The 25,648-nt window shown below is 66.7% G+C and carries 13 protein-coding genes; 11 read left to right on the forward strand and 2 right to left on the reverse strand.

Annotated features, from left to right (window positions below; translation table 11 throughout):
- The first annotated feature begins 177 nt into the window (after positions 1 to 177).
- The 3 genes from rpoB to ASF79_RS13265 all read left to right on the forward strand — a co-directional run bounded on the left by rpoB (position 178) and on the right by ASF79_RS13265 (position 9,616).
- Positions 178 to 3,666, forward strand: coding sequence for a DNA-directed RNA polymerase subunit beta (rpoB, locus tag ASF79_RS13255; RefSeq protein WP_055778151.1), 3,489 nt, complete (start codon positions 178 to 180; stop codon positions 3,664 to 3,666).
- 48 nt (positions 3,667 to 3,714) lie between these two features.
- On the forward strand, positions 3,715 to 7,593 hold the full coding sequence (locus ASF79_RS13260) for a DNA-directed RNA polymerase subunit beta' (protein WP_055778148.1): 3,879 nt from the start codon (positions 3,715 to 3,717) through the stop codon (positions 7,591 to 7,593).
- 172 nt (positions 7,594 to 7,765) lie between these two features.
- Complete coding sequence (locus ASF79_RS13265) at positions 7,766 to 9,616, forward strand: dienelactone hydrolase family protein (RefSeq protein ID WP_156366255.1); 1,851 nt, start codon at positions 7,766 to 7,768, stop codon at positions 9,614 to 9,616.
- A 10-nt stretch (positions 9,617 to 9,626) separates the two neighbouring features.
- Here the strand turns inward: ASF79_RS13265 and ASF79_RS13270 are convergent, their stop codons facing one another.
- Positions 9,627 to 10,130 carry a TetR/AcrR family transcriptional regulator gene (locus ASF79_RS13270; protein ID WP_055855562.1) on the reverse strand — a complete coding sequence of 168 codons (504 nt, stop codon included), beginning with the start codon at positions 10,128 to 10,130 and terminating at the stop codon, positions 9,627 to 9,629.
- A 94-nt stretch (positions 10,131 to 10,224) separates the two neighbouring features.
- Entirely contained in the window at positions 10,225 to 10,998 is a 774-nt protein-coding gene (locus ASF79_RS13275; RefSeq protein WP_055855565.1) for a spermidine synthase, read from the reverse strand.
- Between the two features lie 143 nt (positions 10,999 to 11,141).
- Here ASF79_RS13275 and ASF79_RS13280 point away from each other — a divergent pair, with 143 nt between their 5' ends.
- The 8 genes from ASF79_RS13280 to ASF79_RS17500 all read left to right on the forward strand — a co-directional run bounded on the left by ASF79_RS13280 (position 11,142) and on the right by ASF79_RS17500 (position 25,644).
- Complete coding sequence (locus ASF79_RS13280; RefSeq protein WP_156366256.1) at positions 11,142 to 12,143, forward strand: FHA domain-containing protein; 1,002 nt, start codon at positions 11,142 to 11,144, stop codon at positions 12,141 to 12,143.
- On the forward strand, positions 12,137 to 12,964 hold the full coding sequence (locus ASF79_RS13285; protein WP_235500761.1) for a PP2C family protein-serine/threonine phosphatase: 828 nt from the start codon (positions 12,137 to 12,139) through the stop codon (positions 12,962 to 12,964). Before ASF79_RS13280 ends, ASF79_RS13285 begins: the two co-directional genes overlap by 7 nt.
- Before the next feature lie 148 nt (positions 12,965 to 13,112).
- Positions 13,113 to 14,534, forward strand: coding sequence for a serine/threonine-protein kinase (locus ASF79_RS13290; RefSeq protein ID WP_055855571.1), 1,422 nt, complete (start codon positions 13,113 to 13,115; stop codon positions 14,532 to 14,534).
- The gene (locus tag ASF79_RS13295) at positions 14,510 to 20,386 is read left to right on the forward strand and encodes an Ig-like domain-containing protein (RefSeq protein ID WP_055855574.1); all 5,877 of its coding nucleotides are present in this window, start codon (positions 14,510 to 14,512) and stop codon (positions 20,384 to 20,386) included. Before ASF79_RS13290 ends, ASF79_RS13295 begins: the two co-directional genes overlap by 25 nt.
- Positions 20,387 to 20,419: 33 nt before the next feature.
- Positions 20,420 to 21,394 carry an AAA family ATPase gene (locus tag ASF79_RS13300; RefSeq protein WP_055855578.1) on the forward strand — a complete coding sequence of 325 codons (975 nt, stop codon included), beginning with the start codon at positions 20,420 to 20,422 and terminating at the stop codon, positions 21,392 to 21,394.
- Positions 21,391 to 22,881 (forward strand): DUF58 domain-containing protein, encoded by a 1,491-nt coding sequence (locus ASF79_RS13305; protein WP_156366257.1) that lies wholly within the window; start codon positions 21,391 to 21,393, stop codon positions 22,879 to 22,881. The genes ASF79_RS13300 and ASF79_RS13305 overlap by 4 nt, the downstream gene beginning before the upstream one ends.
- Complete coding sequence (locus tag ASF79_RS13310) at positions 22,878 to 25,193, forward strand: transglutaminase-like domain-containing protein (protein ID WP_055855579.1); 2,316 nt, start codon at positions 22,878 to 22,880, stop codon at positions 25,191 to 25,193. Before ASF79_RS13305 ends, ASF79_RS13310 begins: the two co-directional genes overlap by 4 nt.
- On the forward strand, positions 25,186 to 25,644 hold the full coding sequence (locus ASF79_RS17500; protein WP_055855582.1) for an FHA domain-containing protein: 459 nt from the start codon (positions 25,186 to 25,188) through the stop codon (positions 25,642 to 25,644). The genes ASF79_RS13310 and ASF79_RS17500 overlap by 8 nt, the downstream gene beginning before the upstream one ends.
- Positions 25,645 to 25,648: the final 4 nt, after the last annotated feature.

Below are 25,648 nucleotides of genomic sequence, written 5' to 3' on the forward strand. Positions count from 1 at the left end.
GTTGACCTTTGCGCTCCCAGTAAAACCATGCCCTCATATCGCGGTCGGCAGCCATGGTCTTACATCCCCGAACTTCTTGACAAATGTAGGTCGAAGCCGGGTGCGATCGCAAACGAAACATCCTTATTAGTCAACCGACAGTACTGAGACCCGACGGGGTCCACGGAGGTTATTTCCTTGGCTGCTGCGCGCAACGCAACCACCAACTCACCCAAGACCGGGAGAAACGCATCGCGTCTCTCGTTCGCGAAGATCACAGACACTCTGACGGTCCCGGATCTGCTCGCTCTGCAGACCGAGAGCTTCGACTGGCTCGTCGGCAACGACATCTGGAAAGAGCGCGTCGCCGAGGCGAAGAAGGCCGGTCGTCAGGACCTCGCCAACAACTCGGGACTCGAGGAGATCTTCGAAGAGATCTCTCCGATCGAGGACCTCGGCGAAACGATGCAGCTGAGCTTCACCGCTCCGTTCCTCGAGCCTGAGAAGTACACGATCGACGAGTGCAAGGAGCGTGGCAAGACCTACGCGGCTCCGCTCTACGTCGAGGCCGAGTTCATGAACCACCAGACCGGTGAGATCAAGACGCAGACCGTCTTCATGGGCGACTTCCCGCTCATGACCGAGCGCGGCACCTTCATCATCAACGGCACCGAGCGCGTCGTCGTCTCGCAGCTCGTGCGCAGCCCCGGTGTCTACTTCGAGCGCGCCCAGGAGAAGACGTCCGATAAGGACATCTACTCCTCGCGCATCATCCCGAGCCGCGGTGCATGGCTCGAGTTCGAGATCGACAAGCGCGACCAGGTCGGCGTTCGCATCGACCGCAAGCGCAAGCAGAGCGTCACCGTCTTCCTGAAGGCCCTCGGTCTCACGAGTGAAGAGATCCTCTCCGAGTTCAAGGGATACGCGTCTATCGAGGCCACCCTCGAAAAGGACACGATCCTCACGAAAGAAGAGGCGCTCAAGGACATCTACCGCAAGCTGCGTCCGGGCGAGCAGGTCGCTGCCGAGGCTGCGCGTGCGCTCCTCGACAACTTCTACTTCAACTCGAAGCGCTACGACCTCGCGAAGGTCGGTCGGTACAAGATCAACCGCAAGCTCGGCATCGAGAGTGCACTGAGCAACTCCGTGCTCACGGTCGAGGACATCATCGCCACGATCAAGTACCTGGTCGCTCTTCACGACAACCAGACCACGATCCCCGGCACCCGCGAGGGCAAGAAGGTCGACATCCGTCTCGACGTCGATGACATCGACCACTTCGGAAACCGTCGTATCCGCGCCGTTGGCGAGCTCATCCAGAACCAGGTCCGCACGGGTCTGTCTCGTATGGAGCGCGTCGTCCGCGAGCGTATGACCACTCAGGACATCGAGGCCATCACGCCGCAGACCCTGATCAACGTGCGCCCCGTCGTCGCCGCGATCAAGGAGTTCTTCGGAACCAGCCAGCTGTCGCAGTTCATGGACCAGAACAACCCCCTCGCGGGTCTGACGCACAAGCGTCGACTTTCCGCGCTGGGCCCGGGTGGTCTGAGCCGTGAGCGCGCCGGCGTCGAGGTGCGAGACGTTCACCCGTCGCACTACGGCCGCATGTGCCCCATCGAGACCCCTGAAGGCCCGAACATCGGTCTGATCGGATCGCTCGCATCGTTCGCGCGCATCAACTCGTTCGGTTTCATCGAGACCCCGTACCGTCGCGTCGTCGACGGCGTGGTCACGGCGACCATCGACTACCTCACCGCCAGCGAAGAAGACGAGTACATCGTCGCCCAGGCCAACGCCCCGCTCACCGGCGAGGCCCGCTTCGCCGAGACGCGCGTTCTCGCCCGCCGCAAGGGCGGAGAGGTCGACCTGTTCCCGGCCGAGGACATCGGCTACATGGACGTCTCGCCGCGCCAGATGGTGTCGGTCGCGACCAGCCTCATCCCCTTCCTCGAGCACGACGATGCGAACCGCGCCCTCATGGGTGCCAACATGCAGCGCCAGGCTGTTCCGCTGCTGCGCAGCGAGAGCCCGCTCGTGGGTACCGGTATGGAGGGCTACGCGGCCATCGACGCCGGAGACGTGGTCACCACGCTCAAGGCCGGTGTCGTCTCCGAGGTCTCGGCAGACGTCGTCACCATCCAGCTCGACGAGGGCGGAACGCAGGACTACTACCTGCGCAAGTTCGACCGCTCGAACCAGGGCACCAGCTACAACCACCGTGTGATCGTCGCCGAGGGCGAGCGGGTCGAGGTCGGCCAGGTCCTGGCCGATGGTCCCGCCACCGAGAACGGCGAGCTCGCGCTCGGAAAGAACCTGCTCGTGGCATTCATGCCGTGGGAAGGCTACAACTTCGAAGACGCGATGATCCTGAGCCAGAACCTGGTGAAAGACGACGTGCTCTCCTCGATCCACATCGAGGAGTACGAGGTCGACGCGCGCGACACGAAGCTGGGTAAAGAGGAGATCACCCGTGACCTCCCCAACGTCTCGCCCGAGCTGCTTGCAGACCTCGACGAGCGCGGCATCATCCGCATCGGTGCCGAGGTCCGCCCCGGCGACATCCTCGTCGGCAAGGTCACGCCCAAGGGCGAGACCGAGCTCAGCGCCGAGGAGCGCCTGCTGCGCGCCATCTTCAACGAGAAGAGCCGCGAGGTTCGCGACACGTCGCTGAAGGTTCCCCACGGTGAGCAGGGCACGATCATCGCCGTCAAGGAGTTCTCTGCCGAGAACGACGACGAGCTGGGCTCGGGCGTCAACCAGCGTGTTGTCGTCTACATCGCCCAGAAGCGCAAGATCACCGAGGGCGACAAGCTCGCCGGCCGTCACGGCAACAAGGGCGTCATCTCCAAGATCCTCCCGGTCGAAGACATGCCGTTCCTCGCCGACGGAACCCCCGTCGACATCGTGCTGAACCCGCTGGGAATCCCCGGTCGAATGAACTTCGGCCAGGTTCTCGAGACGCACCTCGGCTGGATCGCCAAGCAGGGCTGGGAGGTCGAAGGCAAGCCCAAGTGGGCTGCCGAGCTGCCCGAGCAGGCCCGCAAGGCCGCTCCGAACACGAAGGTCGCGACCCCCGTGTTCGACGGTGCGTTCGAGGAGGAGATCGCCGGTCTGCTCGACTCGACGACTCCGACCCGCGACGGCGACCGCCTCATCGGTTCTTCCGGAAAGGCCCGTCTGTTCGACGGCCGCTCCGGTGAGCCGTACCCCGAGCCCATCTCGGTCGGTTACATGTACATCCTGAAGCTGCACCACCTCGTCGACGACAAGATCCACGCGCGTTCGACGGGTCCGTACTCCATGATCACGCAGCAGCCGCTGGGTGGTAAGGCACAGTTCGGTGGACAGCGTTTCGGTGAGATGGAGGTCTGGGCCCTCGAGGCCTATGGAGCCGCGTACGCGCTCCAGGAACTCCTGACCATCAAGTCCGACGACATCCTCGGCCGCGTCAAGGTCTACGAGGCGATCGTCAAGGGCGAGAACATCCAGGAGCCCGGTATTCCCGAGAGCTTCAAGGTGCTCATCAAGGAGATGCAGTCGCTGTGTCTGAACGTCGAGGTCCTCTCGGCCGACGGAACAGCAGTGAGTCTGCGCGACACGGATGACGAGGTCTTCCGTGCAGCTGAGGAGCTCGGCATCAACATCTCCACCCGGTTCGAGTCGTCGTCCATCGACGACATCTGATCCGGCTTAGTTACTTAGCTGACGCAACCTTCAGGAGAAGAGAAAACATTGCTGGACGTTACAACATTTGACGAACTGCGTATCGGTCTTGCCACGGCAGACGATATCCGCAAGTGGTCACACGGTGAGGTAAAGAAGCCGGAGACGATCAACTACCGCACGCTGAAGCCCGAGAAGGACGGCCTCTTCGGAGAGCAGATCTTCGGGCCGAGCCGTGACTGGGAGTGTTCCTGCGGCAAGTACAAGCGGGTGCGATTCAAGGGAATCGTCTGCGAGCGCTGCGGCGTCGAGGTCACCAAGTCCTCGGTTCGTCGTGAGCGCATGGGCCACATCGAGCTCGCCGCTCCCGTCACCCACATCTGGTACTTCAAGGGCGTTCCGTCGCGCTTGGGCTACCTGCTCGACATGGCGCCGAAAGACCTCGAGAAGGTCATCTACTTCGCCGCCTACATGATCATCTCGGTCGACGAAGATGCTCGCCACGAAGACATGCCCGGCCTCGAGAACGAGCTCCGCCTCGAGATCAAGACCCTGTCCGACCAGCGCGACTCCACGATCGCGAACCGCCTCCAGCGGCTCGAGACCGACCTGGCAGCCCTCGAGGCCGAAGGCGCGAAGAGCGACCAGAAGCGTCGGACGAAGGACTCCGCCGAGAAGGAGATGGGACAGACCCGCAAGGCGTACGACGAGCAGATCGGTCAGCTCGAGCGCGTGTGGGAGGACTTCCGCAGCCTCAAGGTCGGCGAGCTCAAGCCCGAGGACGCCGTCTTCCACGAGCTCCAGGACCGCTACGGCCAGTACTTCAGCGCCTACATGGGTGCCGAGGCCATCAAGAAGCGCCTCGAGGCCTTCGACCTGGTGACCGAGGGTGAGAACCTTCACCTTCAGATCGCCGAAGGCAAGGGCCAGAAGAAGATCCGTGCCATCAAGCGCCTGCGCGTGGTGTCCTCCTTCCTCGCGACCGGCAACTCGCCGGCAGCCATGGTGCTCGACGTCGTTCCCGTGATCCCGCCGGAGCTGCGCCCGATGGTGCAGCTCGACGGTGGCCGCTTCGCAACAAGCGACCTGAACGACCTCTACCGTCGTGTGATCAACCGCAACAACCGTCTCCGCCGCCTGCTCGACCTCGGTGCTCCCGAGATCATCGTGAACAACGAGAAGCGCATGCTGCAGGAGGCCGTCGACGCTCTGTTCGACAACGGTCGTCGTGGACGCCCCGTCACCGGTACCGGCAACCGCGCCCTCAAGTCCCTGAGCGACATGCTCAAGGGAAAGCAGGGTCGTTTCCGCCAGAACCTGCTCGGAAAGCGTGTCGACTACTCCGGTCGTTCGGTCATCATCGTCGGTCCGCAGCTCAAGCTGCACCAGTGTGGTCTGCCCAAGCAGATGGCACTCGAGCTGTTCAAGCCGTTCGTGATCAAGCGCCTGATCGATCTGAGCCACGCTCAGAACATCAAGGCCGCGAAGCGCATGGTCGAGCGCAGCCGTCCGCAGGTCTGGGACGTGCTCGAGGAGATCATCCGCGAGCGTCCTGTGCTGCTGAACCGTGCACCTACGCTTCACCGACTGGGCATCCAGGCTTTCGAGCCTCAGCTCGTCGAGGGCAAGGCGATTCAGCTTCACCCCCTCGTCTGTGCGGCGTTCAACGCCGACTTCGACGGTGACCAGATGGCCGTTCACCTGCCGCTGAGTGTCGAGGCCCAGGCCGAGGCGCGCATCCTGATGCTCGCATCGAACAACATCCTGAAGCCGTCCGACGGTCGCCCGGTGACCCTGCCCACCCAGGACATGATCATCGGTCTGCACCACCTCACCACGGTGAAAGAGGGTGCGATCGGCGAAGGCCGTGCGTTCTCCTCCGTCGCCGAGGCGATCCTGGCGCACGACCAGAAGTCGCTCGACCTGAACGCACCCGTCAAGATCCGTCTGCACGACGTGCACTTCGGCGAGAACGAGGGTCCGGCCGACTACGTCGACGGCCCCGTCATCGTCGAGACCACGCTGGGTCGCGCCCTCTTCAACGAGGCGCTTCCGGTCGACTACCCCTACATCCAGGCTGTGGCCGACAAGGGTCAGCTCTCGGAGATCGTCAACGACCTCGCCGAGCGCTACCCCAAGGTCGAGGTCGCTGCATCGCTCGACCGCATCAAGGACGCCGGTTTCTACTGGGCCAGCCGTTCCGGTGTGACCGTGGCGCTCTCCGACATCCTGACTCCGCCGAACAAGCGCGAGATCGTGCAGGGTTACGAGAAGCAGGCCGCCAAGGTGCAGGGCCAGTTCGAGAAGGGTCTCACGACCGACCTCGAGCGTCGCCAGGAGCTCATCCAGATCTGGACCAAGGCAACCGAAGAGGTCGCGCAGGCCATGCGCGACAACTTCCCGAAGGACAACACCATCAACCGCATGGTGACCTCCGGTGCTCGTGGTAACTGGCTGCAGGTGCGCAACATCGCCGGTATGCGAGGCCTGGTGAACAACCCGAAGGGTGAGATCATCCCTCGCCCGATCATCTCGAGCTACCGCGAAGGACTCTCGGTCGCCGAGTACTTCATCGCGACGCACGGTGCCCGTAAGGGTCTGGCCGACACGGCCCTCCGTACGGCCGACTCGGGATACCTCACGCGTCGTCTCGTCGATGTGTCGCAGGACGTCATCATCCGTGAAGACGACTGTGGTACCTCCAAGGGTCTCGATCTCCCGATCGCGATCGAGGGTGCCGACGGCAAGTGGACCAAGGACCCGAACGTCGAGAACTCGGTGTTCGCCCGGTCGCTCGCGGCCGATGCAGTCGACGCCAAGGGCACTGTCGTGGCCGAGGCCGGAGACGACGTCGGAGACGTTCTGATCGACAAGCTGGTTGCGGCCGGAGTCAACATCATCAAGGTGCGCTCCGTTCTCACGTGTGAGTCGGCTGTCGGTGTGTGTGCTGCGTGCTACGGTCGCTCGCTCGCCACGGGTCTGCTCGTCGACATCGGCGAGGCCGTCGGTATCATCGCGGCCCAGTCGATCGGTGAGCCCGGAACCCAGCTGACGATGCGTACCTTCCACACCGGTGGTTCGGCATCCGCAGATGACATCACGCAGGGTCTGCCCCGTGTGCAGGAGCTGTTCGAGGCTCGTACCCCCAAGGGTGCGTCCCCGATCGCCGAAGCCGCAGGCCGCGTGCACATCGAAGACACCGATCGCAGCCGCAAGGTCATCCTGACGCCCGACAACGGCGACGAGCCGATCGCCTACCCGGTGCTGAAGCGTTCGACGCTTCTCATCGAAGACGGTCAGCACGTCGAGCTCGGACAGCAGATCATCATCGGTGCCGTCGACCCGAAGGAGGTTCTGCGCGTCAAGGGTGTCCGCGAAGTGCAGAAGCACCTCGTGGGCGGCGTGCAGGGCGTGTACCGCTCGCAGGGTGTTCCCATCCACGACAAGCACATCGAGGTCATCGTTCGTCAGATGCTCCGCAAGGTGACTGTCGTCGAGCACGGTGACACCGATCTGCTGCCGGGCGAGCTCGTCGACCGGGCGCGTTACAACACGCTCAACCGCGAGGCGCTCACCCAGGGCAAGAAGACGGCATCCGCTCGTCAGGAGGTCATGGGTATCACCAAGGCCTCCCTCGCGACCGAGTCGTGGCTGTCGGCCGCGTCGTTCCAGGAGACCACGCGTGTTCTCACGCAGGCCGCCATGGAGGGCAAGTCCGACCCGCTGATGGGTCTGAAGGAGAACGTCATCATCGGTAAGCTCATCCCCGCCGGAACGGGACTGCCGCGTTACCGCGACGTCGCCGTCGAGGCGACCGATGAGGCGAAGGCGGAGCGTTACCCGAACCGCATCTTCACCGATGACGCGTCGTTCTCAGAGGCCGACCTGTCGTTCGTCGACTTCGACAGCTTCTCGAGCGACGACTACACCCCGGGAACCTACAACTAAGCAGGTTCTGCACGACACAGAGCCCCTCACCGTTCGCGGTGAGGGGCTCTTTGTCGTTGTGGTGACCCGGTGCACGGATGTGCACAGATGTGCACGTCAGACGGGGCGTCAGCGGCCGGGGCGGTGAGTAAAGTTAGCGAGCGGTCACTACCGCATACTTCAAAGGGGAAATATGAAACGCACATTCCTGCGCACCAATGCCTTCATGCTGGTGCTCGCCCTGGCACTCTGCCTCGTCTCAGCGATCGGCGCCTTCTTCGTTCAGAACGACGGCGGCCACGTGACCACCAAGGACATGGAGTGGGAGACCTCGTCCGGCGAGACGCTCAGCGCCCTCCTGTTCAAGCCCGACACGGCGACAGCCGACAGCAAGGCCCCGGCCGTCGTGGTGTCGCACGGCTGGTGGAACAACCGCGAGATGCAGGACGCCGTGTACGTCGAGCTCGCGCGCCGCGGATTCGTCGTCGTCTCCGTCGACCTCTACGGCCACGGCAACTCAGGCCCGCTCGATCAGAAGGACATCCCCGTCAACGGCACGGGCATGTACGACGCCGTGAAGCTCGTGGCCCAGCTGCCCTACGTCGATGTCGACAGCATCGGTGTCGAGGGGCACTCCAATGGAGCCCGCGCCGCCAACTACAGCGTGATCGCCGACAACGCGGCCGACACCCAGCTCATCTCGTCCGTGCTGCTGGTCGACAACGAGGCGTTCTACGCGCAGGAGGACGGCTCGTACTACAACCTCTACGGCTCGCGTGACGTCGGACTCGTGGCCGACCAGTACGACGAGTTCTTCTTCCGCAGCTACGACGCGAACGGCGTCGCCATCACGAAGCCCCGCGACTTCGTCACGACGCCCAATGCCCAGTCGTTCCTCAACTTCGGCCAAGACCCGAGCAGCCTCACCGAGAAGCGGGTCGCCGGCGAGTTCTACAGCGACACGATCGACGGCACGGATGCGTCGCGCGTCTTGTATACGCCGGCCCAGACCCACCCGTGGGGGCCCTTCTCGAAGCAGACCGTCGCCGACACGGTGGCGTATTTCGAGAAGACCCTCGGAAGCCCGAACCCTGTTGCCGCCGACTCGCAGGTCTGGCAGTGGAAGGAAGCGTTCAACGCGCTGGGCCTGGTCGGTTTCGGAATCTTCCTGGTCGCCTTCGCCAAGGCCCTCTTGAGCACGCGCGCCTTCGCCGGGCTTCGTCGCACGGAGCAGGCACCGCTCGAAGGCCGAAACCGTGCCGGCCTCGCCTGGTTCTGGGGCGGCTTGATCGTCTCTGCGATCGTGTCGGGCGTGAGCTACATCCTTCTCGCGCAGAACGCCCCCATCGGAGCTCTCTCCTTCAACTCCGTGCCGTCGGCGTTCCCGCAGGGCGCCGTGTTCTTCATCGCTCTCTGGGCGGCGATCAACGGCGTGGTGACGCTGCTGATCGCGGCGATCTCGTATCTCGCCTACGGACGGCGTACCGGTGTCGATCTGCGTGCGACCGGGCTGCTGCCCGGCTGGAAGAAGTTCTTCCAGGGCATCGGTCTCGGCGCGGTCGTCGTCGTCGCCGCGTTCGCGATCGTCGCGGTCGTCGACTACTTCTTCAAGACCGATTTCCGCATCTGGGTTCTGGCGGTCAAGTGGTTCACGCCGGACAAGATCTGGTGGTCGTTCCTCTACCTGCCGTTCTTCCTGGTCTACTTCGTCTCGAATTCCATCGCGATCAATGTCTTCAGCCGCTTCACGATCCGTGGCAAAGAGTGGGTGAACACGGCGATCCTCGCGTTGTTCAATGCGCTCGCTCCGCTGGTGCTCGTGGTGGTGCAGTACACGACGTTCTTCGTCACGGGTGAACTGGTGCCCGGATTCCCCGGTATCAACAGCATCTGGCTCTTCCCTGTCATCGTCATCCTCGCGGTGGCCGCCGTGGTGTCGCGCAAGATCTACCGGGCGACGAACAATCCGTACATCGGAGGGTTCATCATGGCCGCCACGGTGGCGCTCGTGTCCGTGAGCAACACACTGACGGTCACGGGATAACCGGCTGAGTTCAGGTGAGAAGGCCGATTCCCAGCGCCGACGTGACGACGAGCCGAGCCCCCCGGGCGAACAGTTCGTTCATCTCGTCGGCGCTGGAGCCGGTCATCTCCCGGCCCAGCTCGAGAGATCGCACGAAGCGCGCGGCCACCACGGCCTTGATCTCGGGATGCGCCCCCGATGCTGCCCAGGCCTGAAGCTGGAACATCAGCAGATCCGTATCGGCGATGCTCTGTTGATAGGCGTCGCCGATATCGTCGAGGGACGGCACCCGGCCGTGCTCCGATGCGGCCTTGAGCGCGGAGATCGCGTTCCGCTCGATCATGTCGTAGCAGAGATTGACGCACTCCAGGAAGAGAGCCGACTTGCTGGTGAACAGCTTGAAGAGATACGGCTGAGACACCCCGAGTTCTGACGCGATGGCGCTCACCGCGGTGCCGTCGTAGCCGCCTCTGGCGAAGTGCGAGAGAGCGACTCTCGCGGCATCGGAACGGCGCTCGACGGCGGTACTTCTCATGAGGTGACCGTACCGCGCTTTGCGCGATGAACTCTCACGAATCCGTCGAGATCGTCAGAGCGAGGCGACGAGGCACGAGCGTACGTGCCCCGCCTCACTCGTTCACGACGATGCGCCAGGCGACCGGATGCGGCCCGGCCGCCGCGAGGGCCGGCATCCGATCGAGGATGGCCGGGTCCGCTCCGGCGAGAAACACGACGTTTCCCCCCTCGCGGCCGGCGAGCACAGCGGACGGGCCGATCACCGCGATGACGGGAAAGACCGCTCTGAGGGCCGCGAGCTGAGCTTCGCTCCGCGAGAGATCGGCGTCGTCCGCCACGTTCACCAGAACAACGCCATTCGGAGCCAGAACTCTGTCGACGGCCTCGAAAAACGCCGGCGTCACGAGGTGCGCGGGGGTCTCGACCCCCGCGTACACGTCGCAGATCACGACGTCCGCCCGCTCCCTCCAGGCCGAATCCGCGGCGGCGAGCGCGCCGAGCGAGCCGAGAGCGTCGCCCTCGATCAGATCGATCGTCGAAGATCGTGGCAGGGGAGCCGCAGCCAGCACGAACGGAACGAGCCCCTTCTCGCTCTCCACGGCGAGCTGGAGGGATCCCGGTCGCGTCTCGGCGACATAGCGGGCGAGGGTGAGCGCCCCCGCACCGAGGTGCAGGACATCGATCGGCTCGCCGGCCGGAGCGGCGAGATCGATGGCGGTTCCCATGCGTCGCACGTAGTCGTAGAAGAGATCGCGTGGATCGCGCAGGGAGATGTGCGATTGCGGCGCTGAATCGAGGTGCAAGGTCAGCGCCCCGGCGACGAACGGATCGGGTGTCAGCCGGGCGACCGTCTTCGACGGGAGCGTCTTCATCACAGCCTCTGCCACAGGCTCGAGCCTAAGCCGTCGGTCAGGAACGGAGGCGAGCTCCGGCGTAATAAACTGGGCCGCGACAGGCGACGACGACCGTCGACGGCAGGGCGGGAGTTCAGGTGGGTGCTGGGTTGATGCGCGTCGAATGGCCTGAGCCGGTGACTCTTCACATTCACCCCGATGTCATCGATCCGAAAGCGAGTCAGCTTCGACGCTCGGCCGATGGCGCCGTGCAACTGCTGGTCGGAGCCGACGTGTCCGTGCTGGTCTGGGTCCGCGACGCCAGCGCGCCTTCCTCCGCGCATGTCGGAGATGTCATCGGCGACGTCGCGACGCTCGAGTTGGAGGACGGCGTCGACGACGACACGATCATTCGCCGGAGCGCAAACGTGGCGGTCGAAAACACGGTTCCCGAATCGCTGACCCGAACAGGCAACGATGTCGACGACACGATCATCGGCCAGCCCGCCCTCGCCGCCGCCGCCGAAGGCAGGCACGCCATCGCCGACGATCAGACCATCCTGGGACAGCCGCCCGCGATGACGGACCCGACCGATGATCCGGATGCCTCCGCCGATACCGTCATCGGCCCGGGCCGTTCGCGCCCCGAATCGTCGACAGGCACCTCCTCGCCACGCCCCACAGCAGACCCGGTCGCCGCCCCGCTCCTGCCGCCCTCGCTTCCGGCGATCCCGAGCATCCCCGCCAGCGCCCACGTCAACGCAGGGGCTCCCTCCACGAGCGGTCGGCGAACGCGCATAGATCCGACGGCTGCCGCCGGTGCCTCACATGGTATGGCCGTGGCCTTTCCCGACGGTCGCACGGTCGCGCTCGACCGCGCCGTCTATGTCGGGCGATCGCCGAAGAGCCCGCGCATCACGTCCGGCCTCGTGCCCGAACTCGTGGCGGTGCCGTCGCCTCGCCGTGAGGTCAGTTCGACTCACGTCGAGATCCTGCAGGAGGGCCGCGCGGTCGTGGTCCGCGATCTCGGGTCGACGAATGGAACGCGCGTGCGTGCACCCGGAGCGGCTCCGTCGTTGCTCAGCCCCGGTGCGAGTCGGGTCGTCGCGGCCGGAACCCTGCTCGACCTGGGTGACGACGTCGTGCTCCAGATCGTCGAGCGATCGGGCGCTCTGCCCGCCGAGGGGGCGTCGTGGTGAACGTCGCCGCCTCGACCGTGGGCGCAGTAACGGTGGCGCTGCCCGATGACGGCGGGCAGTTGGCTCTCTCGTGGGCGGCCCAGACGAACACGGGACTCAAACGCGCGGGCAACCAGGACAGCTACCTCGCCGCTGCACCGGTCTTCGCTGTCGCCGACGGCATGGGAGGACACGCCGCGGGCGACGAGGCGAGCGCGGCCGTCGTCATGCGGCTGGCGGAATACATGTCGGGCGACTTCGCGTCGACCGAAGACATCGCCCGAGCTCTCCGCCAGGCGAGCGACGACATCGGAGAGATCGCCGGCAGCCGTGATCGAGCCGGATCCGGGACGACCGTCACCGGAATCGCTCTGACCATTCAGGGCCGGAGACCGTACTGGGCGGTGTTCAACATCGGCGACTCGCGCGTGTACTCGCTGGTCGACGGTGTGCTGACACAGGTGACCGTCGACCATTCCGCCGTGCAGGCGATGGTCGACTCGGGCCGGATCACGGCACTCGAGGCAGAGTCGCACCCGAACCGGAACATCATCACGAGGGCGGTGGGATTCGGCAAGAACCCCGTTCCCGATCTCTGGTTCATCCCCGTCTCGGAGGGCGCCAGGCTGCTTATCTGCTCCGACGGCCTGACGAAAGAGGTCGACGTCGACCTCATCCGCCTTCTGCTGGCCGAGGCCACCGACGCCGACGACGCGGCCGGTCTGCTTCTCGAGGCGGCGCTCGCGGCCGGAGGACGAGACAACGTGACCACCCTCGTCGTCGAGGTGCTGCGGAGCGATGACGTGGCCGATGCCGACACCACTCTTCCCCGGTACGACTGATCGTGTGACCCTGATTGGGGGCACCCCACTGGAGGCTCCAGGTGCACGATGCCGGGGATGGCATATGTACAGTGGAGGGACGGCTTCTGGGGGACAGTCAAGAGGTTCTCGCCCCGCCCCACGTACCCGTCTCGAAAGAGGAACGCCCATGGCTCGCAGGCTGCCGTCACAGCCGCCGGTTCTCGCGGGCTACACGCACCTGCGTGCATTGGGCAAGGGTGGATTCGCGGACGTCTTCCTCTACGAGCAGGCGCTGCCCCGGGCCGACGTCGCCGTCAAGGTCCTGCTGCCGGGCGTGGCCAGCAACAGCGTGCGGGCGATGTTCCTCTCCGAGGCGAATCTGATGTCGCAGCTGGCGACGCATCCGTCCGTCGTGACGGTGCACGCCGCGAGCATCGCACCGGACGGACGCCCGTACCTCGTGATGGAGTACTGCCCCTCGTCGTTCGGCATGAGGTACAAGACCGAGCGCATCCCTTTGGCTGAGGTGCTCACCGCGGGCGTCAAGATCGGCAGCGCGCTCGAGAGCGCCCACCGGCTCGGCTTTCTGCATCGCGACATCAAGCCGTCGAACATCCTCATCACGCAGTACAACCACCCGGTGCTCGCCGACTTCGGAATCGCGGCGACCGTGGCCGAGGCCGATCGCGATGAGGCCGAGGGCATGAGCGTTCCCTGGTCTGCACCGGAGGTGCTGCAGTCCGAGACGCGCGGAACGGTGCGCAGCGAGGTGTGGTCGTTGGCGGCGACCCTCTACTCGATGCTCGCGGGTCGCAGTCCTTTCGAGTATCCGGGTAAGAGCAACACGCGCGATGACCTGCAACGCCGCATCGTCGGCCGCGACCGGGTGCCGCCCACGGGCCGACCGGATGTTCCGGCCGAGCTCGAGACGCTCCTCGCGTCATGCATGTCGAAGAGCCCCGCGGCGCGCCCCGCGAGCGTTCTCGAGGTCGTCCGCGGGCTCCAGCTCATCGAGTCGACCCTCTCGCTCCCGCAGACCGCGGCCGACATCTCGAACGAAGCGTTCCCGTCTGCAGCTCAGAGAGCGTCCGCCACACCGCTCACGAGGGCGGCGCAGGGCGGCGTCTCGGTACGCGGTGCGGGCGGTGCTCGCACGCGTCATCGTGGTCGACGGGGCGAGTCGGCTCATGACTCGACCGACTCGAGCGTCACCGTCATCAGGCAGGCCACGACGGCCAGGGCGAAGCCGCTGCGCAGGCCCGGAGTGATCGCCGCGGTCGTCGGCAGCGCCTTGGTGCTGGTCGCTGCGGTCGTCGCTGCGGTCGTGCTCGTGCTGGGTGCACTCAACACCTCGATTCCTGCCGTCAGCGACATCCGCGCCAGCTCCGGCGCCGACACCATCGTGTTCTCGTGGCGCGACCCCGGGGTCGCAGACGGTGACCTCTATGTGATCCGTTCGGCAGACGGCTCGACATCGACCCAGTCCACGACCGAATTCACCGTTCAGGCCGACCCTCTCGTTCCCGAGTGCATCACGGTGCGCGTCTCGAGAGACGGCCGACTCGGCGATCCATCGGCCGAGAAGTGCGCATCGGCCGGGGCCGGCTGATGATCTTCCGCTGGCTCCGCGCCCACGCTTCCCAGGCGATCACCACGGTGAGCGTGCTCGTCGTCACGGCCGTGGTTCTCGTGATCGCACTCGTGTCGACGGGGTACACCGAGCAGAAACTCGAGCTCGACGACGCGTCGGTCTGGGTGACGAACGGTGCGCGCCAGGTCGTGGGGCGGGCGAACACCGATGTCTTCGAACTCAACACGGTGGTGACGAGCGAGGGCAGCGACATCGACGTGCTGCAGCGGGGAGACACCGTGCTCGCCCACAATCACACGAGCAACACACTCCAGGTGATCGATCCCGCTTCGTCGCAGGTGACCTCCACCACCCCGCTTCCGGCGGGTGACCCCGACGTGATGCTCGTCGAGGGCCAGATCGTCATCCATTCGGGCGCCACGGGCGAGGTGTGGGTCGTGCGCCAGGCCAATCTCGAGGCCTTCGACGACTCGGCCCAGCCGTTGCTGAGTCTCGATGCGGGCAGCGTCGTAGCCGTCGACGACACCGGAACGCTGGTGGGATTCGACCGCCAGTCTCAGCGGCTCGTGACAGCGGATCTCGCTTCCGGCGCCGAGCCGCGTTCCGAGCCTGTGTCGGGCCTCGATGTTGAGGATTCCGACGAGCTGCAGATCACACGCACGGGCGGCGTCGCATCCGTTCTCGACGTGACGAGTCGCGCCGTGCTGGTGGGCGGATCGCGGATCGATCTGTCCGACCGCATCGCCTCGTCGGCGGAGCTCCGGCTCGCGGCGTCGACCACGACGGACGGGCCCCTGCTGCTCGCCTACACGGGTGGCCTGCTGAGCATCGACACGTCGACGGGCGACGTCGAGCAACTGGTCGACGGTGCCGACGGGCGACCGACACAGCCGCTCGTCGACGACGGATGCGCGTACGCGGCCTGGGCAGACGGAACCACCTGGCAGCGCTGCGGCTCGGCGGATGCCGTGCGCGGCCAGCTGGCCGGCGTCTCGGCCGAGGACGACCTGGCATTCCGGAGCAACGGACGCTACGTCGTCCTCAACGAGCGCGGTGCAGGACGCGTGTGGGCGGTGCAGCACGAGAACCGTCTCATCGACAACTGGGATCAGCTGATCGACGACGACGACGATCCCCAACAAGACGACGAGGTCGACGACGACACCCCGCCCGAGCTCGTCAAAGACCAGCAGCCGCCCGTAGCCACCCCCGACGACTTCGGCGCTCGCCCGGGCGTCTCCAGCATCCTTCCCGTGCTGCTCAACGACTACGACCCGAACGGCGACGTCCTCTCGATCACGGCGACCTCCGAGATCGATCCTGCGATCGCGAAGGTCGACCTCGTCAGCACCGCGCAGCAACTGCAGGTCACGCTGACGCCGCAGGCATCCGGAACATTCTCGTTCGACTACACCATCTCCGACGGCCGAGGCGGCACGGCAACGAGCACGGTCTCGGTGACAGTGCGCGCCCCGGGCGAGAACTCGGCTCCCGTCCAAGCGAGGACGACGAAGGCGACCGTAGCCGCCGGGGGCTCCTTCACGGCGAATGTGCTCGGCGACTGGTACGACCCCGACGGCGACCCGATGTACCTGGAGGACGCGCAGACGGCCGAGCCCGACCGTGTGTCGTTCTCGCCCGCTGGCGAGCTCGACTTCCGTGACGGCGGCACAGCAGCAGCCGAGAAGGACATCGGGCTGCAGGTCTCCGACTTCACGCTGTCGGGAACGGGCCAGGTGCGGGTAGCCGTGTCCGACCCGGGTTCCGTTCCGATCCTCACCGACGGATTCCTCGTGCAGGGCTACACGGGCCAGGAGCTGCAGATCTCACCCCTCCCGCATGTGCGAGGGGGCACGGGCGTCATCCGCCTCAGCAACGTCGCCGACTACCCGGAGACGAAGATCACGCCCAATTACTCCAAGGGCACCTTCCGCTTTCAGGCGCAGAAGGCGGGAGTGCACTACCTGTCGTACTCGGTGACCGACGCGGCGCAGCAGACGGCCACGGGCATCATCCGGGTCGACATCGACGCGGCGCCCGACGCATCGACCAAGCCGATCACCGTTCCGACGGTGGCGTTCCTCTACCAGCAGCAGACAGACATGGTCGACGTGCTCGCGTCCGACATCGACCCCGCCGGGGGAGTGCTGAGCATTGCGGGCGTGAGCGGTGTCCCCACCGGGTCCGGCGTCGTCGTCGAGGTCATCGAGCACCGCATCCTGCGGGTCCGGCTCAACAATCCTCTCGCCGCCCCCGTCACGTTCACGTACACGGCCACGAACGGATTCTCGAGTGCCGACGGTGTCGTCACCGTCTACCAGGTTCCCGAGCCGAAGCGGCTGCAGGCGCCCGTCGCTGTGGCCGACAGCGTATCCGTGCGCGTGGGAGAGGTCGTCGACATACCCGTGGTGGCCAACGACGAGCATCCGAATCGCAAGCCCCTCGTGCTCGATCCGCAGCTCGTGCAGAACGTGCCGTCGGGCGGCGGGCTGCTGTTCGTCTCCGGCAACCGCCTGCGTTACCTGGCGCCGGATGAGCCGGGGGACTACACGGCCATCTATCGGCTGGGCACGACGGCCGACGTGCAATTCGACACGGCCCAGGTGACGATCGCGGTGAGGGAGGCCGACGCCGCGACCAACACGGCGCCGGTGCCGCCCACCCTGTCGGCTCGAGTGCTCGCGGGCGACACCGTCACGATCCCCGTGCCGCTGGGCGACATGGATGCCGACGGCGACTCCGTGAGGCTCGTCGGCGCCGCGTCGAATCCGACTCAGGGAAACGTGACCGTCGCGGGCGAGGTGCTGACCTACACGGCGGGTGCCGCCTCGCAGGGCACGGATACCTTCTCCTACGAGGTGGTCGACAGCCTCGGAGCGCGCGCGACCGGCGTCGTGCGGGTGGGCATCAGTCCGAGCTTCGATACGGCTAGCCTCCCTGTCGCGGTCGACGACGTCGTCGTCACCACTCCGGGCACCGCTCTCACCGTGCGGGTGCTCGAGAACGACTCCGATCCGAATGCGAGCCCGCTCCGCATCGAGGGAGCGGAATCCGCCGTCGCCGTCGTCGACGTGCCCAAATCGGCCGACCGCATCACGTTCCACGCACCAGACGCCGAGGGTGACTACGCGGTGCTCTACACGATTCAGAACGACGGCGGGCAGCAGGCATCCGCCTGGCTTCGCGTCCGCGTCGATGCCGACGCGCCTCCGGTGCGGCCGGAGGCCGACGACACCGTGCTCAACCTCAGCGACATCCAAGGACGCGACGAGGTCACGGTCGACGTGATGCGCAAGGTCTTCTATGCCGAGGGCGATCTCGATTCGCTCACTCTGTCGCTCGTGCCGGGGTACGACACGACGGCCTCGGTGCTGCCGAACGACCGGGTGCGCGTGACGGTGCAGCAGAAGAGTCAGATCATTCCGTTCGTGGTCTCGAGATCCGACGACCCCGCTGTGAGCGCCACCGCGTTCATCTGGGTGCCCGGCCTCGAGGACGCACTGCCCGAGTTGCGCACGACCGCCAAGCCTCTGCAGGTTTTGAGCGGCGATGCCCTGTCTATCGACATCAATGACTACGTGGTCGCCGCCGGCGGCAGGCAGGTGCGTCTGACCGACGAGGCGACCGTGAAGGCGAGCAATGCCGACGGCTCGAATCTGGTGGTCGATTCCCGCACCCTGACGTTCACGAGTCGCGACGGATACTGGGGCCCGGCGTCGCTGTCGTTCGAGGTCACCGACGGATCCAGCGCGGATGATCCGAACGGCCGCAAGGCGGTGATCGTGCTCGCGATCACGGTCACGCCCCGCGACAACCAGCCTCCCGTCTTCTCCGGCGCCCAGCTCGGGCTGCAGCCGGGCGACGCCCGGGTGATCGAGCTGCGCGACCTCACCAAGTACCCGTATCCGGCCGATGTGGATCAGCTCGTGTACGCGCTCACGTCTCAACCGGGCTCAGGATTCACGACCTCGCTCTCGGGCACCCAGCTCACGGTCGCGGCGGCCGCCGATGCCAAGGTCGGCAGCGCGTCGGAGTTCACGGTGGGTGTGCGCGATGCGAAGACGGAAGGAAAGGCCGGTATCGTCAGGCTCTCTGTCGTCACGTCGACACGACCTCTCGTGAGTCCAGGAGCCGACAGCCTCACGATCCGTCGAGGCGAGACCGCCACCATCCCTGTTCTCGAGAACGACGCGGCCACCAACCCGTTCCCCGACAAGCCTCTGAGCGTGGTCGCCGTGCAGGGAGCCGTCCCGGCCGGCGTGCAGGTGACCCCGAGCGCCGACAAGAGCACCCTCTCCGTCACGGTGTCGCCCCAGCTCGATCTCAAGGCGACGGGTCAGGTCTCGATGCAGTACCAGGTCGCCGACGCGACCAAGGATCCGACGCGCGCCACATGGGGAACGGTGACGATCACGATCGTCGACGTGCCGGATCAGCCCGCTGCGCCCGTGCTCTCCGGTGCCGGGTTCGTCAACGGTCAGCTCAGCGTGTCTGCCGCGCCGCTTCCTTATCCCAACGGAGCCGCCATCACCTCGTTCATCATCCGCAGCGATGACAACGGCGGGTACTCGAAAGACTGCGGTGCATCGGCGACCTGTCTGCTCACCGATCTGCAGGCGGGAAAGAACTACACGTTCTACTCGATCGCGGTGAACCAGTACGGTCAATCCGCACCCAGCGGCCGCAGCGCGCCGATGCGCAGCGACTACATTCCCGCGCCTCCGCAGCAGGTCACGATCGCCCGCGAGGCTGCCGATCAGACGCAGTCGAACGAGGGATACGTCGTGGTGTCGTGGAAGCCGATCGCCGACCCGACACCGGGCAGCGCGGTGCAGCGCGTGCAGGTGCAGATCGGTGGATCGACGATCACGCTCGACCGTTCGGCCACGTCGCTGCGATTCAAGGGCGTTCCCGGCACCGAATACACGGCCGAGGTCTGGGCGGAGAACGGTGCCGACGCGCTGTACCCCGGTCAGATCCCGTGGAACAGGTCGAGTTCTGGTGCGGTCACCGCTGCGGGTCGGCCAGCCGCGACCGCGGTCACCGCGACGATCGTCGACAATGCCGGGTCCGTTCGAGTGGACTGGTCGCCGTTCGGCGCGAACGGCGCATCGGGCGTGACGTACTCCGTTGTGCGCTACGGGGCGACGGCGTCCGTGCCCGGCTGCAGTCAGGCATCCGGTACCCCCGTCGTCTCGCCCGGCGTCGTCATCCCGTCAGCCGGTGGCGATGTCGGCTCCCGCTTCGTGTACGTGGTCTACGCGGACAACGGCTGGGGCTGCGCGTCGGCACAGACAGGCAGTGTCCGTGTGCTGATTCCTCCGGCGCCACCGACGGTCACCCTGACACACCAGCAGCCGGTTGACGGTCGCTACGGAGTGGCCGTCGACACCGCGACGCCGACGACCTTGCCCAACACCGCAGAGTCCGAGTACACCGTCCAGGTCTCGGGTGGCGGCGCGGTTTCGGCAGGGTCGCCGCTCTCCGGGTCGGGCCCGTGGACCTTCACATCGTGTATCACGAGCGACGGCACCACTCGATGCAGCGAGGCGGCGGCCCCCACCACCTCGGTGAGCCCTGTGAACGCGAACGCGACGGTGGTGTCCTGCGTGGCAGGCAGCCCCGTCTCGGCGGTGCTCGAGAGTCCCGGCTCCGTGTCGTGGGAGTTCCAGTACTCCTTCCGATCGTCGCTCGCAGGCATCCCTGGATTCTGGTCGGCCTGGTCCGACGATCCCACCGTGCCGCCGTTGGGTGCCCTGGCGGACGCCCAAGAAGTGGTCGTGCGCACGATCGGCAATGGGGGAGACTTTACGAACGGTATCGACCAGAACCAGCTGCGTCAGCGCGGCAGCGGCAAGTCGTGCGGCTGAGGCGCCGACGACCATGACATCAGGAGCACGACCATGACCATGAACCGTGAGCAGGCCGTCTGGTTCGCCGATGTGTTCGGCCGGCTCGTCACGAACGTCGAGCGCGTCGTCTTCGGCAAGACCCACGTCGTGAAGCTGGCCTTCGCCACCCTGTTGAGCGAGGGTCACCTGCTGCTCGAAGACTCGCCGGGCACGGGAAAGACGTCGTTGGCTCGCGCCATGGCGCAGACCGTGCAGGGCACATCGAGCCGCATCCAGTTCACCCCAGATCTGCTGCCGGGCGACGTCACCGGGATGAGCATCTACGACCAGAAGCAGGGCGTCTTCGAGTTCCACCGGGGGCCGATCTTCGCATCGATCGTTCTGGCCGACGAGATCAACCGGGCGAGCCCGAAGACCCAGTCGGCCTTGCTCGAGGTCATGGAGGAGGGCCGCGTGACGATCGATGGCGCCACGCACGGGGTCGGCCGCCCCTTCATGGTGGTCGCCACACAGAACCCCATCGAGCAGGCGGGAACCTACCGACTGCCGGAGGCCCAGCTCGACCGATTCATGATGAAGGCATCGCTCGGATACCCCGACCGATCGTCGACCATCGCGATCCTCGAGGGCGCGGCCACGCGCACTCACGACAGCACCATTCCCGCCGTGGTCACGAGCGCCAACATCGTCGAGATGGCCGATCTCGCCCGCACCGTGCACGTCGGTCACGCGGTGCTCGACTATGTCGCCGACATCGTGGATGCGACGAGGAGCGCCGTCGAGGTGCGTCTCGGCGCCAGCGTGCGCGGCGCGGTGGCGCTCGTGCGCGCCTCGAAGACCTGGGCGGCTGCCGAGGGGCGGCATTTCGTGACGCCGGACGATGTCAAGACCCTCGCGGAGAACGTCCTGGCCCATCGGCTGGTCCTCGATCCCGAGGCCGAGTTCGACGGCGTCACGGCGGCCAGCGTCATCGGCCAGATCCTGCTCGAGACCCCGCCGCCCACCGACAGGGCGCAGGCGGGGTGAGCGACGAAGCGCGGCGCACGGCCGGGGCCGACGGTCCTGGCGCGCCGGAGCGCCCGAGGCGCGCGGTGCGCGCGAAGAGAACGGCGTTCGGCCGCCGAGCCGCGCGCCGTGCGCGCGAGCAGGCGGCATCCGGAGCGACCGAGACGCAACGCGATCTCACCGGTCTGACCGGAACGCACGCCTACACCAGGACGCGTGCGTCGGGCGCCGACGACAACGAGATCCATCTGACCGCGCGTGTTCGGCTGCGCCGCGTGTTGCGTACCGTCCGTGCGTCGATCGAGCGCGCGTGGCGCTGGGTCTCCGCCACGGTGACCGGTCTCGGCCTATCGGTCGCGGCCGCCGTCGTGATCGGCGCCGTCTTCGGCTATCTTCTCGGCTGGATCGAACTCATCGTGGTCGCGTTCACCGGGTTCGCGCTGCTCGTTGTCGGGGTCTTCTTTCTCCTCGGCCGAAACTCGTACGACATCGGACTCTCGATCGACCGAGACCGGGTTGTCGTCGGCGACGCGGCGAGGGCGACTCTGACGGTGCGCAATCCGAGCCGCTTTCGCCTGCCGCCCGCCAAATCGGAGGTTCCTGTCGGCCGCGGCCTGGCCGAGTTCTACCTCGGCGGCATCTCCCGAGGGGGCAGCACGAGCAGGGACTTCTCCGTGCCCACCTCGCGGCGTGGGGTGGTGCGAATCGGGCCCGTGAGAACGGTCAGGGCGGATCCCGTCGGACTCCTCCGCCGGGAATACGTGTGGACCTCCCACCTCGACCTGTTCGTGCATCCCCTCACCATTCCGATTCCCGCCACCAGCACGGGGCTCATCCGCGACCTCGAGGGCAATCCCACGCGCGACCTCACCGATTCGGACGTGTCGTTCCACGCCCTCCGCGAATACGCGCCGGGTGACGATCGTCGCCACATCCACTGGAAGAGCACGGCCAGGACAGGCCAGCTCATGGTGCGCCAATTCGAGGAGACGCGGCGCAGTCACCTGGTGATCGCGCTGTCCCTGGCCAGCGCCGACTACCACTCCGAAGAGGAGTTCGAACTCGCGGTGAGCGTGGCAGGCTCGATCGGAATCCGCGCGATCCGCGACGCACGCGACGTGTCGGTTCTCGCCAGCGAGGAGACCCCCGAGTTCGCCCGGAGGGCCGTGACCGCTCCGAAGCGGCTCAGCTCGCTCAGCCGGGCACGGCTGCTCGACGATCTCGCGCGCATCGACCACAGCCCACTGGCGTCGGGGCTCGTGGCCCTCGCGCGGGGGAGCGCGGAATCCGTCTCCGGGGCGTCCGTCGCCATCCTCGTCTGCGGATCGGAGGGGACGGCGGCGCAGCTGCGCACCGCCTCGGCCGCCTTCCCTCCCGGAGTCGAGGTGCTCGCCATCGTCTGCAACCCGGGGATCGTTCCCAGCCTGCGCCGGGTCGGCGAGCTCCGTGTTCTCACGGTCGGGTATCTCGACGACGTGCAGAAGGCTCTCGCGAGGGCGGCCTCGTGAGACGGGCACGCGCCGTCGAATTGCGCTCCGCAGCGGCCGATACCGTGTTCTTCGTGGCGCTCATGGCCGTTGCTGCCTCGACCCTGTGGCCCATCTACCAGACGCCGCGGCTCATCGTTCTGGCCGCAGCGGCGTTCGTTCTCGGTGCGGCGGTGGCCTGGGCGGGGGCGCTCCTGCGCTGGCCTGGCTACGTCGTCTTCGGCGTATCCATCGCCGTGTTCCTGGTCTCCGGCGTGGCCCTGGCCGTTCCCGGCCGGGCCATCTTCGGTCTGCTGCCGAGCTTCGACGGCCTGCGTGACCTCGTGACGGGAACGGCACTCGGGTGGAAACAGCTCGTCACGGTCGACCTCCCTGTCTCGAGCTACCAGTCCCTCCTCTCGCCCGCGCTCGTGCTGCTCCTGGGCGGAACCGTGCTGGGGCTGTCGCTCGCCCTGCGAACGCGCCGCGGCGGTGTCGCGGTGCTCATTCCGATCGCCGTCGCCGTCACGGGCCTCGCGCTCGGTCCCGCGGTCTCCTGGTCGCCCTTCGCCCCGGCGGTCACGTTTCTCGTCGTGGCGATCACCTGGATGACCTGGCGGGCGCGGCGGGCTCGACGACGGGCGATCGCGTTGCTGGCAGGCCAGACAGAACCGGATGCCCGCTCGCCCGAGCCTGTGTCCGATCGACGGGGATCGGTGCGCCCTGTGATCGCGGCGGTTGTCGTGCTCTCCGTGGCCGTCGCTGCCGGAGTGTCCGGCGCCGGAGCGCTCGCGCCTCAGGGGGCTCGCAGCGTCGTGCGGACCGCGGTCGAGCGGCCCTTCGATCCCCGTGACTACGCCAGCCCGCTCAGCGGATTCCGTTCCTATTGGAGCTCAGACGCGGTGGGCGAGTCGCTCTTCGACGTGGAGGGGCTCCCCGCCGGTGCGCGCATCCGACTCGCGGCCCTCGACACGTACAACGGCGTGGTCTACAGCGTCGGCGACGCAGTGAACGACAGCGCATCCGGCTTCTTCGCCCGGGTGCCGTCGACGATCGACAGAACGGGCGAGGCGGGGATGCCCGTCTCGGCTCGGGTCGTCGTGTCCGGGTACCGGGGGGTATGGCTTCCGACGACGGGCGACGTGGAACGGGTGTCGTTCGACGGGGCTCGCGCGTCGCAACTGACCGATGCGTTCTACTACAACCGCACGTCGAACACGGCGGCTGTGCTGGGCGGAGTCCGCGAGGGCGACAGCTACACCGTCGACGCGATCGTTCCCTCGGTTCCCGACGACGACGAGCTGCGAGCGGCTCAGCCGGGCGACGCATCCGTGCCGCAGCCGACGAATGTGCCCGACGCGGTCGCGACCGCGGTCGCCGCCGACACGCAGGGACTCGACGCTCCCGGCGAGAAGCTGGCGGCCGTCGTCGAGGCGATCAAAGCATCCGGGTACATCAGCCACGGAGCAGACGACGGCAGGCCGTACAGTCGCTCCGGCCACGGCGCCGATCGCATCGCCGAGCTCTTGACCGCGCCCTTGATGCTGGGTGACGCCGAGCAGTACGCCGCCACTGTCGCGCTGATGGCGCACGAGATCGGTTTTCCGTCTCGGGTCGTTCTGGGCTTCGCGCCCCAGGCCGGCAGCACCACGGTGACGGGGTCGGATGTGTCGGCCTGGGTCGAGGTGGATCTCGCCGGCTACGGATGGGTCGCGATCGATCCGACGCCCGAGGACCGGCCGATACCCGAGAAACTTCCGGACACGAAGCAGCAGGTCTCGAGGCCGCAGGTGGTCATCCCGCCGCCCCCTGCCGCCGACGACACTCCCGTCGAGCCCAACAGGCCGGACGCCGACGAGAAGAAGGCCGACGACCCCGATGCGTTCTGGCCTGTGCTGCTCGGCATCGTGCGCGTCGTCGGTGTCGTCGCGCTGGCTCTGCTGGTCGTATGCGCGCCGGCGATTCTGATAGCCGGAACCAAAGCGGTGCGGCGGAGACGGCGGAGACGGCAGCCGGATGCCGCATCCCGCATCGCCGGGGGATGGCAGGAGCTCGTCGATGCCGGTCTCGATTACGGGTACGACGTGCCGGCGTCGGCGACCCGGCTCGAGGCTTCGCGCGTGGTCGACGGGGTCGACCTGGAGACGCTCGCGAGGCGGGCCGACGCGGCCGTGTTCGCGGATGAACAGCTCGACGCGCGCGAGGCAGACCAGTACTGGTCCGACCTGGTCACCCTCAGGGCCGCGTGGGCACGGGAGTTCACGCTGTGGCAACGCATCCGGGCAACCGTACGCCTCCGGTCGCTGTCGACGCCGTCGCGACCAGCCGTTCGAGCGGGAGGTCGGCGTGGGTGACCCGGTACTGCCTCCGTTCCCGCATAGCGCCGGCGCCGGACTCTGGAATGCCCGGTCACCCCGGATCCCCTACGTCGAACCGTGGCCGGTCGATGCGCGGGACGAACCGGCGCCAGCTCCGCATCCGGCGTCGTTCGTTCTGGAGTTCAGCTCCGGACAGCTCGTCACGATCGCGGGTACGGGAGTCATCGGACGGGCTCCGCGCGACGGGGGAGCCCACGGCGCGCTTCAGCTGGTGAGCATCGACGACCCGGCGCGTTCGGTCTCCAAGGTGCACGCCCGTTTCGAGATCGACGCCCTCGGCCTGTGGATCGAGGACCTCGACTCCGGCAACGGCACGGTGATCGTGCAGCCCGGCGGGTCGCCTGTCGCCCTCCGGCCCGGTGAGCGGAATCGGGCGGAGGTCGGAGCCGTCGTACGCCTCGGGCGTCAGTCCTTCACCGTGCGCTGACACG

The sequence above is a fragment of the Agreia sp. Leaf335 genome, assembly GCF_001423605.1.
Lineage (GTDB): Bacteria > Actinomycetota > Actinomycetes > Actinomycetales > Microbacteriaceae > Agreia.